The organism is Vibrio marinisediminis (genome assembly GCF_014050145.1).
GTDB lineage: Bacteria > Pseudomonadota > Gammaproteobacteria > Enterobacterales > Vibrionaceae > Vibrio > Vibrio marinisediminis.
Genome location: NZ_JACFYF010000002.1, coordinates 466343 through 483286, shown reverse-complemented (window position 1 = coordinate 483286; position 16944 = coordinate 466343). Strand labels below are relative to the sequence as shown.

At 42.2% G+C, this 16944-nt stretch carries 15 protein-coding genes and 1 tRNA gene; 10 read left to right on the top strand and 6 right to left on the bottom strand.

Annotated elements, in window-relative coordinates; genetic code table 11:
* Positions 1–6: 6 nt before the first annotated feature.
* On the bottom strand, positions 7–819 hold the full coding sequence (gene minD / locus H2O73_RS06340) for a septum site-determining protein MinD (protein WP_182107711.1): 813 nt from the start codon (positions 817–819) through the stop codon (positions 7–9).
* Between the two features lie 19 nt (positions 820–838).
* Entirely contained in the window at positions 839–1501 is a 663-nt protein-coding gene (gene minC / locus H2O73_RS06335) for a septum site-determining protein MinC (protein ID WP_182107709.1), read from the bottom strand.
* 180 nt (positions 1502–1681) lie between these two features.
* On the opposite strand from minC, the gene H2O73_RS06330 reads away from it, so the two are divergent.
* From H2O73_RS06330 to H2O73_RS06315, 4 genes are all read left to right on the top strand, one after another.
* Positions 1682–1963 (top strand): YcgL domain-containing protein, encoded by a 282-nt coding sequence (locus tag H2O73_RS06330; RefSeq protein WP_182107708.1) that lies wholly within the window; start codon positions 1682–1684, stop codon positions 1961–1963.
* A 26-nt stretch (positions 1964–1989) separates the two neighbouring features.
* On the top strand, positions 1990–2964 hold the full coding sequence (locus H2O73_RS06325; protein WP_182107707.1) for a lytic murein transglycosylase: 975 nt from the start codon (positions 1990–1992) through the stop codon (positions 2962–2964).
* Between the two features lie 62 nt (positions 2965–3026).
* Positions 3027–3974: a LysR family transcriptional regulator gene (locus H2O73_RS06320; protein WP_182107891.1), complete on the top strand. Its 948-nt coding sequence runs from the start codon at positions 3027–3029 to the stop codon at positions 3972–3974.
* Positions 3975–4184: 210 nt separating this feature from the next.
* Positions 4185–5384: a NupC/NupG family nucleoside CNT transporter gene (locus tag H2O73_RS06315; protein ID WP_182107706.1), complete on the top strand. Its 1200-nt coding sequence runs from the start codon at positions 4185–4187 to the stop codon at positions 5382–5384.
* A 166-nt stretch (positions 5385–5550) separates the two neighbouring features.
* Here H2O73_RS06315 and folD read toward each other — a convergent pair whose 3' ends face one another.
* On the bottom strand, positions 5551–6408 hold the full coding sequence (gene folD / locus H2O73_RS06310) for a bifunctional methylenetetrahydrofolate dehydrogenase/methenyltetrahydrofolate cyclohydrolase FolD (protein WP_182107705.1): 858 nt from the start codon (positions 6406–6408) through the stop codon (positions 5551–5553).
* A 202-nt stretch (positions 6409–6610) separates the two neighbouring features.
* Between folD and H2O73_RS06305 the strand changes: the two genes are divergently transcribed.
* From H2O73_RS06305 to H2O73_RS06285, 5 genes are all read left to right on the top strand, one after another.
* Positions 6611–6687: transfer RNA gene (locus tag H2O73_RS06305), tRNA-Arg, on the top strand.
* A 520-nt stretch (positions 6688–7207) separates the two neighbouring features.
* Complete coding sequence (locus H2O73_RS06300; RefSeq protein WP_182107704.1) at positions 7208–8620, top strand: DUF8370 family protein; 1413 nt, start codon at positions 7208–7210, stop codon at positions 8618–8620.
* Positions 8621–9250: 630 nt separating this feature from the next.
* A complete protein-coding gene (locus H2O73_RS06295) occupies positions 9251–10759 on the top strand; it encodes a DUF3360 domain-containing protein (protein WP_182107703.1) in 1509 nt (502 codons plus the stop codon).
* A gap of 77 nt (positions 10760–10836) precedes the next feature.
* Positions 10837–11043, top strand: a complete 207-nt coding sequence (locus H2O73_RS06290) for a hypothetical protein (RefSeq protein WP_182107702.1) — start codon at positions 10837–10839, stop codon at positions 11041–11043.
* 204 nt (positions 11044–11247) lie between these two features.
* A complete protein-coding gene (locus H2O73_RS06285) occupies positions 11248–11433 on the top strand; it encodes a hypothetical protein (RefSeq protein WP_182107701.1) in 186 nt (61 codons plus the stop codon).
* A gap of 334 nt (positions 11434–11767) precedes the next feature.
* Here H2O73_RS06285 and H2O73_RS06280 read toward each other — a convergent pair whose 3' ends face one another.
* Both H2O73_RS06280 and H2O73_RS06275 read right to left on the bottom strand, forming a co-directional pair.
* Entirely contained in the window at positions 11768–12802 is a 1035-nt protein-coding gene (locus H2O73_RS06280) for a methionine synthase (protein WP_182107700.1), read from the bottom strand.
* A 28-nt stretch (positions 12803–12830) separates the two neighbouring features.
* On the bottom strand, positions 12831–13808 hold the full coding sequence (locus H2O73_RS06275) for a DUF1852 domain-containing protein (protein ID WP_182107699.1): 978 nt from the start codon (positions 13806–13808) through the stop codon (positions 12831–12833).
* A 327-nt stretch (positions 13809–14135) separates the two neighbouring features.
* Here H2O73_RS06275 and H2O73_RS06270 point away from each other — a divergent pair, with 327 nt between their 5' ends.
* Entirely contained in the window at positions 14136–14945 is an 810-nt protein-coding gene (locus H2O73_RS06270; protein ID WP_182107698.1) for a sulfite exporter TauE/SafE family protein, read from the top strand.
* 27 nt (positions 14946–14972) lie between these two features.
* Here the strand turns inward: H2O73_RS06270 and H2O73_RS06265 are convergent, their stop codons facing one another.
* Positions 14973–16259 (bottom strand): cyclic di-GMP phosphodiesterase, encoded by a 1287-nt coding sequence (locus H2O73_RS06265; protein ID WP_182107697.1) that lies wholly within the window; start codon positions 16257–16259, stop codon positions 14973–14975.
* Positions 16260–16944: the final 685 nt, after the last annotated feature.

Here is a 16944-nt window from a genome sequence, read left to right as displayed (position 1 = left end):
GCCGTTTTAGCCCCCAAATAGTCGTTTGAAAATCCCTTTCTTCTGCTCAGTTAGGAAGCGGAAGTCAATTTGATCACCCAATAGACGATCAACCGTATCTGCATAAGCTTGGCCTGCGTCAGACTGATCGTCAAAAATTACTGGTACACCTTTGTTTGATGCATTCAGAACCGCTTGGCTTTCTGGAATAACGCCCAGTAGAGAAATATGTAAGATCTCTTCCACATCTTCCACGCTTAGCATTTCGCCTTGGTTTACACGAGCAGGGTTATAACGGGTAAGTAGAAGGTGTTGTTTAACCGGCTCTAAGCCTTGCTCTGCGCGTACTGACTTCGAATCTAGAATGCCTAGAATACGGTCTGAGTCGCGGACAGATGAAACTTCAGGGTTAGTGGTAACAATGGCTTCATCTGCGAAGTACAGCGCCATTAGAGCGCCTTGCTCGATACCTGCTGGTGAATCACAGATAACAAAGTCAAAACCCATCTCGTCTAACTCGTCAAGTACACGTCTCACGCCGTCTTTGGTGAGGGCATCTTTATCACGAGTTTGAGAAGCAGGCAGAATGAACAGATTGTCAGTGCGCTTATCTTTGATCATCGCTTGGTTAAGTGTTGCTTCACCATTGATAACGTTAACGAAGTCGTACACGACGCGACGTTCACAGCCCATGATCAAGTCAAGGTTACGTAGACCGATATCAAAATCGATCACTGCCGTCTTCTTGCCTTTCAGTGCAAGACCAGAGGCAATAGCAGCGCTTGATGTAGTTTTACCTACACCACCTTTACCTGAAGTGACAACAATAATACGTGCCATTCTTTATTCCTTATAATCTTTAAATCGTCAACAACTCGAACTTGAGTGAGTCATCTTCCAAACTAAATAGAACTTTCTGTTGCCAAAATTCTTCGGCAAATTGCTCGGTCAACCAATAGTGCCCAGCAATCGACATTAATTCTGCGTGCAATTTATTACACACAATGACCGCACCGGTGTTACCACTGGCTCCGGCAATAGCACGCCCACGTAGCGTACCAAGAATATGGATAGAGCCATCAGCGATGACTTCGGCACCTTCACTTACATGGTTTAGCACGATCAGGTCAGCGTCTTTGGCATAAATTTGTTGCCCAGAGCGAACGGGGGTGCGAACCACTTTGGTCGGGCCCATTTTTGCTGGTGCTTGGGCTGGAGACTTACTTGCCGACATAATGGCAAAGCCTGCCTCTGAAGCCATATTTTTTGTTCGTTTGTCTTTGCTCCCTGTGACTCCAACTGGAATCATCCCCACATCTGAAATACCTTGTTTGAGTGCGATAAAATCGATGTCACCCTGAACGAGAGAAACATTAATTACAACAGGTGCTGATGTGAAAAAAGCGGGGGCGTGTTCGACCTTTTCTTTCAGAAAATGGATAGTCTTTTCGACATCATTGTCAGAAAGGTGCAAAACTGACAAAGTAAAACTACTACCTTTCAAATCTGGGGTATGTGACATCTTTTACTTTGGACCTCGTTTGAAAATCGCTTTTGCAGAAATGACGTTGCCTGCGAGTAGGGGTCTCATGTTATATTCCCACAATACACTCAGCAAGTTATCTTGCTGTCAATTGAGTGTTTTGCTAAAAAAAAAGCAAAACATGGTTGTTCTCGATGATAGATAGGCTAAAGGTTTCCCATGCTTTGTGCGATTTACAAAAGTTCTAAAAAAGAAGGCGCATACTTATATTTACCAAAGAAAGACGATTTTTCACAAGTTCCTGACCAACTTATGCAAATGTTTGGTAAACCTGTTATTGCGATGATGGTGAATTTGGATGGTCGTAAATTGGCGCAAGTGGACATAGAAAAAGTGAAACAGTCTATGAATAACGAAGGTTTCTTCTTGCAATTGCCGCCACCACCAAAGAACCTATTAGACGAATATAAAGAACAAAAAGCACGTCAAAAATCAGAATAGTGAGCCATTGCTCAAGGAGGGCAATAGTGAAAAAAATACTGTCAGTTGTATTGGGTTTAAGTTTGGCTTCTACTGCGATAGCGCAAGATAAAGACTTTGACCAATATGTGAAAGGCTTAAAAGCAGAAGCCATAGAAAAAGGAATTTCTGCGCCGATCGTTGATCGCGCTTTTGCTGAAGTAAATTACAAACCAAGAGCCGTTAAGGCCGACCGCAACCAACCAGAAAAACGTTTAACGCTGGACGAATACATTCCGAAAGCCGTACCTGATTGGAAGGTCAAGCAAGCAAAAGAGTTGTACAAAAAGCATTATGCAGAGCTAACTCGTATTGGTGAAGAATACGGGGTACAACCAAGATTCATCGTCGCACTGTGGGGCATTGAAAGTAACTTTGGTCGCTTCACTGGTAATTACAGTGTGGTGGATGCGTTATCAACCATGGCGTATGACGGTCGTCGTGAAGAGTTCTTCCGTAAAGAGCTAATGGCAGCATTGACTATTCTAGACCAAGGGCATATCGAAGTTGAAGATATGAAAGGCTCTTGGGCTGGGGCGATGGGACAATGCCAGTTTATGCCAAGCTCATTCATCAACTTTGCTGCTGACGGTAATGGTGATGGTAAGAAAGACATTTGGAACACCGAAGCTGACGTTTTTGCCTCGGCGGCGAATTACCTTAGCCAGTCAGGCTGGGATGATAGCTACACTTGGGGTCGCCAAGTGAAACTGCCAAATGGCTTTGATATGAACTTGGAAGGGCGTGTACAAGGTAAAGAGAAGACATTGACCGAGTGGAACACGCTGGGCATTACTCGTTATGACGGTCGCGCGCTACCTAAGCTTGATAATGATATTGTCGCTTGGTTAACCGCCCCTGATAACGCTAATGGTCGTGTTTACTTGGTGTACAACAACTACAATGTGCTGATGAAGTGGAACCGCTCTTACTACTTCGCGTTGGCGGTAAGCCATTTGGCTGATCGCATCATGCTCGATTAAGCGCATTTTCTAACTATGTTTAAGGGAGCTCTATGAGCTCCTTTTATTTTTCAGGAGGCAACGTGCTTTCAGATCGCGCAGCTCAAATGGTGGTGTTTGCCGCATTACTCAAACATAAAAACTTTACTCTAGCCGCGAAAAGCTTAGGAGTGTCGGTTTCGCATGTGAGTAAGCAATTGGCATTATTGGAGCAGTCCGTTGGCGTTAAGTTAGTACAGCGTACCACGCGCAGTTTTACCGCTACTGAGGCGGGTGAACGATTCTATCGCCACTGCCAACAGATCGTTTTAACCATTGATGAAGCGCAAACCGAAATCGAAAGCCAACGAGATGAAGTTGAAGGCTTAGTGAAGATTGGTCTTTCGCAATCATTTGGCACACTGCATATCATCCCTGCAATTCAAGAACTGCGGGCGCAACACCCGGATCTGCAAGTCGAAGTACACCTGTTTGACTACAAAGTCGATATGCTCGAAGAAGGGCTGGATCTGTGGATCACCAATAATGAACGCCTGCCGGAAGGCTATGTGGCGCAGCGCATTGCAGATTGCCAATTTGTCGTTGCCGCTTCACCAGATTACTTGATGCACAATGCCGCACCCAAGCACCCGCAAGAATTGGCAGAGCACAACTGCTTGATATACCGCAGTTGGGAGCGCGATTATACCAACTGGACATTCAGCAACGCACAGCAACAGTTGGCGGTGAAAGTAACCGGTAATTACTCGGTTGATCTTGCCGAGGCTGTGCGCGACGCGGCAGTGGCGGGGTGGGGGATTGCCTATTTAGCGACTTACTTGATACGTGACGAGTTTAAACAGGGGCAACTGATTCAATTGTTGCCAGAATGGCGAGCAAGCCAAAGTATGCCATTTTATGCCGTTTACCCAAGCCGTCATTACATGCCGAAAAAGACCTCAGCCGTGATCGAATTTATCAAACAAAAGATCGGTTCGCCATGTCATTGGGATGCCCAATTAGCGCCTTATATTAGCCGACCGAATGTTTAATGATTGTTTCCAAAGTCAGAAACATATTTTCCATTTGGAAATAATGGCATTTAGCAATCGTTTATCTTGTTATAAAACAGTGTGTTAAGTTGTTGTTTAAAAAGTGAGCGGCTAATTCTACAACCTTGCAACAAACGTGACTTGCGTCTCATTTTTTAGGCGCTATTATCCGACGCCTTCCAGTTCCCCCCTTTTTGTCGGATTCATTTTATGAACTCAATCTTTGGTATCGTAGCGATTTTGCTTACTGCATGGCTACTATCTACAAATAGAAAAAATATTAACTATCGAACGGTTTCGTTGGCATTTGCGCTACAAATCGCATTTGCCTTACTTGTTCTCTATGTTCCGGCGGGTAAAGACGCGCTAAACAGCGTGACAGGTGCAGTTTCAAACTTAATCAACTACGGACAAGAGGGCATTGCTTTTCTTTTCGGTGGTCTGGCGACGGGTGGTTTCACCTTTGCGATTAACGTATTGGGTATTATTGTTTTCTTCTCGGCGCTTATCTCTGGTTTGTACCACATTGGTTTGATGCCAAAAGTGATCAACCTGATCGGTGGCGGCTTACAAAAACTATTGGGTATTGGTCGCGCGGAATCGCTTTCAGCAACAGCGAACATTTTCGTAGGTATGATCGAAGCACCATTAGTCGTAAAGCCATATCTAAAACACATGACTGACTCGCAGTTCTTCACCGTGATGACGTGTGGTTTGGCATCGGTTGCCGGTGGCACGCTAGTGGGTTATGCCTCATTAGGTGTTGATCTTAACTACCTTATCGCGGCGGCATTTATGTCGGCACCAGCTGGTTTGTTGATGGCAAAAATCATGATGCCTGAAAGCGAAACAGTGGCACCGGAAGTTGAGCTAGAAAACGTTGAAATGCCGAAAGCAACCAACGTAGTAGAAGCGATGGCTGATGGCGCAATGGCAGGTTTACGCATTGCCGTTGCCGTGGGGGCAACTCTACTTGCATTTGTTAGTGTGATTGCACTTCTAAACGGCATTTTAGGTTGGGCTGGTGGCTTAGTTGGTATCGACCTAAGCTTTGAGCTGATCCTTGGTTACTTGTTTGCACCGGTAGCATGGCTATTGGGTGTGCCATGGAGCGAAGCGACTATCGCAGGTTCTCTGATTGGTAACAAGATCGTGGTGAATGAGTTCGTAGCGTTCATTCAACTAATGGAAGTAAAACCACTACTGAGTGAGCACTCACAAGCGATTGTAACTTTTGCACTGTGTGGTTTTGCCAACATCTCAACCATGGCAATGCTGATTGGTGGCTTGGGCAGTATTGTTCCAGAAAAGCGCACCTTTATCTCTCAGTATGGCTTCCGAGCAATTGCTGCGGGTGTAATGGCAAACCTAATGAGCGCTTCTCTAGCGGGTGTGATTTTATCACTCTAGTTTGCTAATTGATTATCAAAGCTAGCGAAACCTACGAAGACTCCTTCTGGACAATTGGGTATTCGTGGTTCGCTTAGCTTGATTCTTCGAGCTTAAATAGAAAAAGGGATGACAACGTCATCCCTTTTTTATTCGATTTTTTCGACTACTTGCTGTGTAGAGTCTGTTACTTAGTATGGAACTGCTCACACGCGAGCATCGTATTCTCAATCAGGCTGGCGACTGTCATTGGGCCTACGCCACCCGGTACAGGAGTAATAAAGCTCGCGTTTTCTTTCGCTTTATCGTATTCCACATCACCGACCAGTTTGCCTGACTCCAAGCGGTTAATACCCACATCAACCACAACCGCACCTTTCTTAATCCACTCTCCGGGAATAAAGTTAGGTTTACCTACAGCCACAACCACCACGTCAGCTTGGCGAATGTGACTTTCTAAATCTTTGGTGAAGCGGTGACAGGTAGTGGTAGTACAGCCAGCTAGTAACAATTCAAGCGTCATTGGGCGGCCAACAATATTTGATGCGCCAACCACGACCGCGTGTTTACCACGTAGATCGATGTTGTAACGACCCAGCAGGGTAATAATGCCTTTAGGAGTGCAAGAGCGTAGCTTTGGAATGCGTTGCGCTAGTCGACCCACGTTGTATGGGTGGAAACCATCAACATCTTTCTCTGGGTGGATACGTTCTAATACGTGAGTGGTGTCGATGCCAGCCGGTAAAGGTAACTGCACCAAAATACCATCAATCTCATCATCACCATTCAGTTCATCAATGAGGTCTAATAGTTTTTCTTCTGTCGTGGTCGCTGGTAGGTCGAATGACTTAGAGACAAAGCCCACTTCTTCACAAGCGCGGCGTTTGCTACCTACATATACCTGTGATGCTGGGTCTTCACCCACGAGAACTACGGCCAAGCCTGGTGCGCGTAAGCCAGCTTCCTTGCGTGCTTTTACTCGTGCAGCAACTTCAGATCGCACTGTTTGCGATATTAACGTCCCATCTATGTTTTGAGCAGTCATGACTTTCCTTCAGAATTGAATGGCGAGAAATACGCGGAGCATTGTCGCAAAAAAATCAACAAACATCTATAAGCAAACGTTTGCGTCGGGTTGTTTTTAAACAGCGACGCTGATGATGCAGGTTTTTTAAGCATTCAGATCAGAATGTTAGTAAAAGCACTTGTGTTACCCGTTCTAACTCGTATAATCCTGTCCCTGTAGCGCGCCCTTAGCTCAGCTGGATAGAGCACGTCCCTTCTAAGGATGTGGTCGCAGGTTCGAATCCTGCAGGGCGTGCCATTCATTCTAGAAAGCCCCGATAACTCAATGAGTTGTCGGGGCTTTTGCGATCTGGTGATGTCGAAATTCCACTTATCACCTTCTAATCAGTAAATGTTAGCGAGTTAGCTAGCGCATTTATGCCCCAAAACCACTTAGATTAAATACTCTACACAATTCATAGGGCGTGCGTTTACCCTACTAAAACTTATTCGATTGAGTTGATAACTGTTCATTCTCGTCATTAGGCGACATCTTGCCGCTTAACTTCCCGTCATGTGTCATAACTTATTGATTATAAGTTGAGTTAATATGAAAATGATGGCATTTCCGAAAGATGAAAGACGACAATTTGTCGTCTAACAAGCTTTAGGGGAAATAATCAACTTTCCCTCCCAGAATACAACATCAATCACATTTTTGAACGTCTTTATCGTTTTATGCAATCACACACTTTAAAAATGGTTTCTTTGACTACATATAGTGTTTGCGGTTGTCGCAAGCACAATTTGTTGTGTTGGTTGTTTGTTGAGTGGTGTGTATGGCTAAGACTATTTCTGATTTACTAGATGTTTCAAGCAAGACCCTTATGGACTTGGGAGCGTTCGATCCCATTTTAGATTTAGATACTCGTTTATTCATCGACCCTCACTTGTTGAAACACTGCGATATACCTGAGTTTGAAGCAAGTTATGACAAGTTTACTTCTCACTTTAAAAGTATTGTCAAATTGCTTGATGCAAGCGAAAAAAAGGGTGACGTTTTTTGGAATAAAGCTGACCGCTTATTATCTGGAAAAGAGGTTAAGGGTCTATGTATAGGATATGCATCTAAAGGTACTTCTGGCTCTGGTGTTGGCCCAGCACTAAGGAAGCGATTGCTCGAAACAGCTAAAAACATAATAGCTAAAGGTAAAGATGACCCTGAGTTATTTGAACTTGTTGGCATGTTTGAGGGCGACTTCGGTCCCGACCGAATCAGTGATATGACGGCAAATATCATCCGAGATGATATTACTGAATATACAAAAAGAGTTGTATCTCAAGTCGAATTGGGTGCAAAGGCGACAGTAACTTTCGATGATAAATCTGGTCTTCCAATGAACCCATTTACGGGGGATATTATCCTATTAGTCCCTTATTCCATACTACGAGATCTACCAGTTGCTCTAGATTGGAGTAATATGGATGTTGTTGCGCAACAGAACCAAGAGCTAAGAGACAAAGTTAACGGCATCATCGGAAATTCTTGGCGAGAAGCCATGAAGACAGTTAGCAAAGACAAACTGAAGAAACTAATCCTTGAACATCCTGACTTACTCGATGATCTAGTTAAACAGTATGCAGCTAAGCCACCGTTGCCATATGACTTTATCGAAGACCGTGCTGGTGAATATATTTGGTATCCTGTTACTAGAGAATTAGTTAAAGACAACCCAATTCCTCTTACTCTCAGTGAGTCTCCAACCATTGACGAGGTAGAAAGCCTCGTTGTGACAATATGCGAGAAATTCAAAGAACTTGTAGAGTATAACGGCCTTAATCAACTTTTATACAATAAAGATGGCTCTTTAAAGCATGAAAGTGCAGCTCAGTTACTGTTTTATGGTGTCGCTGAGTCTTATTGTACAAGTAACAATATAATGATTGCCCGAGAGTGTGATTCTGGCCGTGGTCCTGTTGACTTTAAGTTTGGTACAAACAGTGAGAATAGTGTGCTCGTTGAGCTTAAGAAATCCACAAATACATCTGGACTAAAGAAAGGTATTGAGAAACAGCTACCTGAATATATGAAATCAGAGAAAAGTCGCCGTGCAATATACTTAGTGATCGATGTTGGCTATACAAAAGCTGCGATCAAAAACTTGGAAAGTATCAATAAAAAAATTAATGGTGCAAATGTGCAAATCATTCATGTAGATGGTTCGCAAAAGGTTAGTGCTAGCAAGATGTAGCAAAAATTTCCCCTAACAAGCATTTAAGGTATCGAGATACTTTTTCTAATCTGGAACAAGTGTTTTAGAACGACAGACCTAAAACACTTTTGTCCAATAGTGAGTTTGGAAGCGCTTGAGATTGTTGTGATCACCTCGCGTTTGTATTACAAAAATAATAACTGGAAAAAGACAACACTTTCCCCTGTTTATCACCTTACTTTATTACTCCTAAAATTAATGCCAAATAAATACATTAATACAGGCTATTTACAGTTTCTCATACTGGTAGTCGTACTCTACGACTAATGTCTAACTATCTGAGACTGTTTGTTTTTTTTGGTTTGGTATAAAGTGCAATCAACTGAGTTTCTATAGTTATGTTTAGTAATAGGTTGAATTGTTCTTTTATTAAATAGTAAGTATTAAGAGTTTTATAGAACGAATGACCATATATTCGGTTGTTTCATTCTCTATTTTTAATGAGTTAATTTCACGTGTTAATAAAAACTCAACTTATAAATAATATAAAGCCATCAGTTCTTTATCGGGGGGAATATATAGCTTAACTACTCCGCTAAATCTTTGTGCGGTGAGTAAATAACGTTTGTTGGAATAACACACCTTAGAGTGTGAAAGAAAGGAATCAAAATGAGCAGTACCTTAGAGTCCGTGCATCTACGAACAGATAAGCCTCAAGTCAGTGGGGATGAACTCACTTATGAACAACAACATAAACCAAGATCTGAATTTGATTCCCGAGAGCAATATTTAGAGCACGAATTACAAATCATGGCGCCAAAACGCTGGCGTCCCAATTTGCCGTTTAAAGATTATCGATTTGAGATAGAAGATACCATTCCTGCTATGGCGGCGACCATTGGTAAGGTTGTTATGGTGGGAGCCATTGCAGCAACCTTTGCCGGGGCTCTAGGGTTAAATGAAGGCTTTATTTTAGAAAATGTACGTTATGAATTACTCATAGCATCTGTTTTTATTATTCTTTTCTCTGGTTTTTTGTTGCCGACCGCTAACCTCGCTGGTACACACGGTCCACTAATCCCTTTAATTCCAATTGTCGTTGCCGCTGGCGGGCATCCTATGGCTTTCGGATTGCTGATTGGCGCTTTTGGCTTGATTTTAGCCATTAGTAAAGGTGGCAGCATGCTGGCAAATCTCACCAGTAAAGGCGTGTGTGGCGGCTTATTACTCTACCTTGGCTTTGTTGGAACCGCATCTCAAGTTAAAAAGCTGTTTGCTTGGGCTGAGGGAATAGGTATGAGTCATATTGCTTTTGTCGTGATCTTTTGCACCATTATTTTATATGCTTTATTGGAACATTTTCGTAAGCGTTGGCTAGCAGTACCACTTAGCTGCTTGCTGGGCGGCACTATAGCTTTTGCCATGGGTGCGCCGTTTTCTTTTCAAACCGAGCCTGGTTTGCCCAATATGAACCCTATGTATTGGTGGGGAGAAGATACTGGCTGGATGCTCGGCTTACCGACGATTGAACATTTCATGGTGGTATTGCCTTTTGCAATTCTAGCTGTGGCTATGTGGTCGCCAGATTTTTTAGGGCATCAAGTTTTTCAAAAAATCAGCTATCCAGAACGTACAGAAAAAGTACATATGAACATTGACGATACTATGACCACAGCTTCAATTCGTCAAACGTTCGGTTCCCTGCTCGGTGGTACTAATTTTACTTCTTCCTGGGGTACTTACATCATACCGGCGGCTATTGCCAAACGTCCGATTCCTGCCGGCGCTTTGCTGACGGCTCTGTTCTGTATCATAGCTGCGGTTTGGGGTTACCCAATGGATTTAGCGATATGGCAACCTGTACTTTGTGTTGCGCTCATTGTTGGGGTATTTGTGCCATTGCTAGAAGCTGGAATGGAAATGACGCGTGAAGGGAAAACCACACAATCGGCAGCGATTGTTGTATTTTCTTCAGTGCTAGTTAACCCAGCATTTGGCTGGTCTCTCACCATGCTGCTAGATAACTTAGGCTTAGTAGGTTGCAAAGAACGTAGCGGTGAACTTAGCAAAATGAGCCGTTGGGTGCTGCCTGGAGTTATGTTTATTGTGTTAAGTGGTGTGATGGCGTTAGTTGGTCTTTTACCAGGGATACCTGCGATTATCACGAGTTTTCGTTAACCGTTGAATGCTGGCTTTGGAAATAAAAAAGGCATGCTAACTTGGGTGTTCTATGTCACTTAAGTTAAAGGTCTACTATGAAGAAAGCACTCTGGGAAATTGTTTTTTTGTTAATGTCGTTTGGCAGTGTAGCCGCAGTGATTGCTCCAAATGTACCAGAGGGTTATTACCGGCTTGGATGGATCTATATTATCTCAATGCTCGGTATTGGTGTTTTGACACTTTATGCTGAGAAAATTATAGCTTGGTGCGATAAACAGTTGGGAATCGATAAGGGTGAGTAAACAGGGTCGCATTTCCCATTAACGGAGTGAATCACTCTCAAAAATGCAATGTTAGCTTACCTGCTTTAGATTGATGTAGCGTTGACGGCTACGTTTGAGAAGCGCATTCTTTTATGTCCGAGCAGGACAGGGTTGCTATTCGTTAATCGAGTAATCTAACAATAGTTTGTTCTGTGCAACGCATCTATTTGAATGGCTGAACACATGAATAAAATTGTTATGTTAGTTATGGGGCTGCTTTTTACCAGTCGACTATTTGCCAGTATTGGACCGCATGTTACCCAGCTTGAGCATGATGCGCCGATTCTGATTCGCTCTGCACTCATCGTCGGCGTTGCGGTTTATCTCATCTGGATGGTAGTTAAATACCTTAAAAAGAACAAAGTCTAGACGCTCAAAGAATATATATTAGAGAACGTATTATTCGTCGTTGAACTAATATCGAGAGTACCAAACACCGAACTTTCACGTTTGATTAGATTACCGTCTTCATCATAAATGTAAGTGCTGTTTTCGCCCAACGTATCATATGATTCAATGATATTTCCGGTGTCGTCAAAAATAAGCGTCACCTCTGAAGAGGTATCAACACCTTCGATTTGCTTCGTGCTTTTTTGCGATTTAAAAGGGGCTAGTTTTATCGTTGGTTAGATCATGTTGATATGTCAAAAGTAATGAGTGACAAAGTCAGGACCTGCCACTCATTTTCTTATCACTTTATCCTTTAATACGAGTTGGAAAGCTCTTTTCTGATGATTTCTGCACCAGCACTCAAAGCATTTAATTTAGCAGTTGCGACTGAGCGCGGTAGGGGAGCCATGCCGCAGTTCGTACTAGGGTAGAGTTTATCGGCATCGACAAACTTAAGTGCTTTGCGTAGGGTATCCGCTACTTCTTCTGGGGTTTCAATGGTATTGGTTGCGACATCAATAGCGCCGACCATCACTTTCTTGCCTCGAATGAGTTCAAGTAGATCCAGTGGGACGTGGGAGTTGTGGCACTCTAGCGAGATGATATCAATACTCGATTTTTGTAGTTTAGGAAAAGCCTGCTCATATTGTCGCCACTCTGTTCCTAGCGTCTTTTTCCAATCGGTATTAGCCTTTATACCGTAGCCGTAGCAAATATGTACGGCAGTTTCACACTTAAGCCCTTCAATGGCTCTTTCTAAAGTTGCGATACCCCAATCATTGACCTCATCAAAAAATACATTAAATGCAGGCTCATCAAATTGGATAATATCAACACCAGCCGCTTCTAACTCTTTCGCTTCTTGGTTGAGAATTTTGGCAAACTCCCAAGCGAGCTTTTCACGGCTCTTATAATGGTTATCAAACAGCGTATCAATCATAGTCATAGGACCTGGCAAAGCCCATTTAATCGGCTGTTTGGTTTGCTGGCGCAAAAACTTGGCATCTTCAACAAAGACGGGTTTTTGACGAGAAACAGCCCCAACGACTGTTGGTACACTCGCATCATAGCGATCGCGAATTTTAACTGTCTTACGCTGCTCGAAATCCACGCCGTTAAGGTGTTCAATAAACGTTGTCACAAAATGTTGGCGTGTTTGTTCGCCATCACTGACAATATCAATGCCGGATAGCTGTTGTTCATGTAATGACACGCGTAAAGCATCACGCTTGCCTTCAATTAACGCCTTATCTTGTAATTTCCAAGGTGACCAAAGGGTTTCAGGTTGTGCGAGCCAAGAGGGTTTAGGTAGGCTGCCAGCCGTAGACGTTGGTAGTAGTATTTTCATAATAAATTCTGTTGTTGGCGTTCGTTAATTAAACTGAGTAATTCGCAGACCAATGCTCAAGTACACTTTGGTATGGTTTGATGAAATGTTCTTCCGCAAATTTCCCCTGCTCGATAGCTAACTGGCTACGCTCTTCTCGGTCATAAATAATTTGAGTTAACGAGTGATCCAAGTTTTTCAAATTTGGTTGATAGCATTTTCCGGCAACTGCATTGGCGTTATAGATTTCAGGGCGGTAGATTTTTTGGAACGTTTCCATCGTGCTGATAGTGCTTATGAGCTCAAGGCTCGTGTAGTCATTTAGCAAGTCGCCAAAGAAATAAAACGCCAATGGTGCAACACTGTTTGGTGGCATGAAATAACGAACCTGCAATCCCATTTTTTGGAAATACTGCTCAGTCAAAGATGATTCATTTGGCTGGTATTCAACACCTAATACAGGATGTTGATTTTCAGTACGATGATAGGTTTTGGTATCTGAAACGCTAAGGCATATAACCGGAGGTTTACTAAAATTATTCTTGTAAGTGTTTGAATTGACGAAATATTGGAACAGCTTACCGTGTAGGTCACCAAAATTATCAGGAATGCTAAATTTAGGCTGATTTTTATTATGATTGAGTAGCAATACGCTGAAATCATAATCACGGACGTAAGAGGAAAAATTATTCCCTACAATACCTTCAATACGTTTTTTTGTTTTGTGATCAATAATATTTGTTTTTAATATTTCAATTGATGGGAATGAATAATCACCGTCTTTGATATCCATATTGACGGAAATAATTTCAAGTTCGACAGAGTAACGATCGGCATTAGGATTATCCCAATGTGCTAATGCATTAAAGCTATTATTCATCATCTTTAAAGCGTTGCGCAGGTTCTCTTGGCGGGTGTTGCCTCTAGCCAAGTTTGCGAAGTTAGTTGTAATGCGAGTACTGTCTGAAGGATGATAGTTTTCATCGAGACAAACGCTTTTAATGGCAAAAGTGAAATCGTTATTCATGGCGAGTTGTTAACCTGTTCCTGAAGTGAAAGCTGAATTAATTACTTACTTTTTGTATGGCTTATTATGTTTTGCATCGATTGTTCTTGTTAGATAAAAATAAAGCGTTGAAAGCGAGTGTGTTTAAATATTTTTGGTATGGTTTATTTTATACGTTGAAGATGGTTCGATTAATAACTCTTTCACTTCATAGTCAACATGAAAAATATTCATGCTCTATAAGTTTGTATTCTCAATTGGGTGTCAGTTATATTATTTTCCTTTGCGCGAGTATAAATGCATTTATGTGGTGTTATAGCCACTCAATTATATTAAGAGATGAACTAGATGAGTGAGTTGCTATTATTGGTTATATACTGCGCATTACTGGGGAGCTGCGTTGGCTTTTTGGCAGGGTTGTTAGGTATTGGCGGAGGGTTGGTTATTGTCCCTGTGTTGAGCAGTATTTTGCTTTACTTTGAGGTTTTACCGCAGCAGCAGGTCGTCGTTGCTGCGATAGCCACTTCGCTGGCATCGATATTATTCACCTCAACCTCTTCAGCCATCGCGCATCATAAAAATGGTAATGTCCCATGGGATCTCGCGCCTTGGGTTATGATTGGTGTTGCCTTTGGTGCGCTTATCAGTGGCTTTATGGCGGCGTTATTACCGGAAAAAGTGGTTCGAATTGTGTTTTCTGTGAGTGTTGTTCTTATCGCTATAAAGATGTTTCTAAGCAGTAAAAATGACTCACCGCAAGAACGTAAAATACCGAACAAAGGTTTATTGACGATCTTTACAACTGTTACTGGCGGTTTATCTGCCATGATAGGTATTGGTGGCGGTGCTCTATTAGTACCTTTGTTGACATTTTTTTCAGTCGACATGAAAAAAGCCATCGGATGCGCCTCTGCGTGCGGCATTGTCATCGCCTTATTTGGTTCAATAGGTTACATCAGCTCAGGCAGTAGTCATTTTTCTTTGCAAGAGGGGTTTGCTGGGTTTGTCTATTTGCCGGCTTTATTCGGTATTGTATCCACATCTTGGTTTACTGCGCCGTTAGGAGCTAGATCGACCCATTACTTACCTGTTGCTACGATCAAAAAAATCTTCGCGGCATTGTTGTTAGTCATCGCAGTTAATATGGCTATTAATTAAAATAGGGCTGTGCATAATCAGCTAGCCTTACTCAACATCAATAAAGTAGGTCGATTGTGATGATGGGTTTAGATAATGGTATTGATCGAGCGTTAGCGCTTTGCTGTCTAACACATTGGTGATGCTCAAACCAAACTCAGCAATATTAATGATGGCAGCTTGGTCACGAGGAACATCTTGGTCGTAAACCAATATGTATGGGCTTAGGCGCGTCTCTTTATTGGTAGAAATCACCACCCCAATTTGATGATCAGATAGCTCAACTATCGTCCCCGGAGGATAAACCCCAACCACGCTAATCAACGCCATTATGTCTTTTACATCATGTTGCCCACGGCACTTATTATATAAGTACGTTAGCGCATTATGCGGGCTGTACTGGTTATCTAACCCGTTACAAAGGTTGTCATAGGCATTGGCCAAAATGAGCACGCGAGAGAGTTGGTGAATCTCATCTCTGCTTAGGCTATTTGGGTAACCCGAGCCATCGTTCAACTCGTGGTGCTGACCAATCAACTTTAATGCCGCTTCTGGGAATTTCGGGATCTTCGCAACTACTTTTAGACTTTTCTCTAAATGAGAACAGAGCCGTTTTTGGTCATTATCATCCAGTGGATGTGGTTTTGATAGCAAACTCACAGGCAGTTGAGTTTTGCCAATGTCGTGATACAAAGCGGAGAAAGCCACTAACTGGCACTGCTTTGGAGTAAAGCCTTTCGCTTGGCATATCAATACCGATAGCAAAGAGACATTAAGTGAATGGTAATGCAAACGACTGTAGCCAACGGAATCGTTCATTAAGTGAATCGCACTGCCGCTCTCAGTATCAATGTTTTTGTAGATAAAATTCACAATAGCTAAAGATTGACTGACGCTTGGGTTTTCGCGCAGTTTATCGAGGTCAAAGATATCTTGAACATCATTTAGCGTGTTCGCAAATGCCTCTTTAGAGCGGTGAATACGGTCTTCAATCGCAGCAAATTGCTTGCAACTGTCTTGCTTCTTTGACCACATTTCGTCCAGCGCTTCTTCCGCGACGAATTCGAGTGAATTTTCACTATTCTCGTCAGTATTCGCGTCAGTAGTTAAGTCACTGTTTGAATCACTATCTAAGGGCGCAACTGGCTCGTCATGAACATCACTTTTGAGTGCATTAATCGTGATGGTATTTATCCCGAGCTGTTTGATAATGCTTAACTGCTCATTACTCTTAATTTTGAATGAATTGAGTAAGAAAGGGTGTTGTCCCCACTTGAGTGGTAGATAAACATAGTGGCCGATACGCAGCTGTTTTATATCTAGTCTTACTTTCATACTCTTTTCATATCAAGAATTTAAATCACTACCTTGCCTACAGATCCAACGTTGCGGTTCTGTGACTATCGGTCATCGCAGCAGAAATGCGCGGTATTCTCGGCTCAACTATGCTCGGCAATGCTCGATTTCAGCAAGACTGTACTCTTGAGCCAGTGATATTTCTACTTTAAATAGAAGAATAAAAGCAAGAATGTAGGGGCTCTCACTATAAGAGACAATAAAACTGAGTAAACACTGACTTTGACTGTGAGGTTTCATTTTAAGGTAAGTGGTACTCGTTCTAAGTGAACGATTTGGATCCACTTCGCTGATCAGAATATAGGTCGATAATCTCGATTTTCGATTGATAAAGTTAATTCGATATTCATTCCAATTTGGGCAATGTTCATTCCAACGAAATTAATAATTGGAATTAGCGTCATAGAATCTAAAAATACGTGCATAAAGAATTGTGTTCATTTGATAAAGTGAATGAATATTATGCTCTGAATTTATTTTAATTTAAGTTAAATAATGAAGATTTATTAAGGTTTGTTGTTTTTGATGCTTGCGTTTACTTGCATTTAAATTAAATGAAAATTGAGCAGTTATACCTGTTTGGTTATTTCGTTATTGATGGTTTTTTGTCTAACTCAGTCATTTGTACTGTTTGTTACCATATGGAGATGAGGGTGGTTCCGTG

What these genes read in the sequence shown, in the direction of transcription:
- minD (WP_182107711.1), bottom strand. Translation starts at nt 819, where the DNA reads ATGGCACGTATTATTGTTGTCACTTCAGGTAAAGGTGGTGTAGGTAAA.
- minC (WP_182107709.1), bottom strand. Translation starts at nt 1,501, where the DNA reads ATGTCACATACCCCAGATTTGAAAGGTAGTAGTTTTACTTTGTCAGTT.
- H2O73_RS06330 (WP_182107708.1), top strand. Translation starts at nt 1,682, where the DNA reads ATGCTTTGTGCGATTTACAAAAGTTCTAAAAAAGAAGGCGCATACTTA.
- H2O73_RS06315 (WP_182107706.1), top strand. Translation starts at nt 4,185, where the DNA reads ATGAACTCAATCTTTGGTATCGTAGCGATTTTGCTTACTGCATGGCTA.
- folD (WP_182107705.1), bottom strand. Translation starts at nt 6,408, where the DNA reads ATGACTGCTCAAAACATAGATGGGACGTTAATATCGCAAACAGTGCGA.
- H2O73_RS06300 (WP_182107704.1), top strand. Translation starts at nt 7,208, where the DNA reads ATGGCTAAGACTATTTCTGATTTACTAGATGTTTCAAGCAAGACCCTT.
- H2O73_RS06295 (WP_182107703.1), top strand. Translation starts at nt 9,251, where the DNA reads ATGAGCAGTACCTTAGAGTCCGTGCATCTACGAACAGATAAGCCTCAA.
- H2O73_RS06290 (WP_182107702.1), top strand. Translation starts at nt 10,837, where the DNA reads ATGAAGAAAGCACTCTGGGAAATTGTTTTTTTGTTAATGTCGTTTGGC.
- H2O73_RS06285 (WP_182107701.1), top strand. Translation starts at nt 11,248, where the DNA reads ATGAATAAAATTGTTATGTTAGTTATGGGGCTGCTTTTTACCAGTCGA.
- H2O73_RS06280 (WP_182107700.1), bottom strand. Translation starts at nt 12,802, where the DNA reads ATGAAAATACTACTACCAACGTCTACGGCTGGCAGCCTACCTAAACCC.
- H2O73_RS06275 (WP_182107699.1), bottom strand. Translation starts at nt 13,808, where the DNA reads ATGAATAACGATTTCACTTTTGCCATTAAAAGCGTTTGTCTCGATGAA.
- H2O73_RS06270 (WP_182107698.1), top strand. Translation starts at nt 14,136, where the DNA reads ATGAGTGAGTTGCTATTATTGGTTATATACTGCGCATTACTGGGGAGC.
- H2O73_RS06265 (WP_182107697.1), bottom strand. Translation starts at nt 16,259, where the DNA reads ATGAAAGTAAGACTAGATATAAAACAGCTGCGTATCGGCCACTATGTT.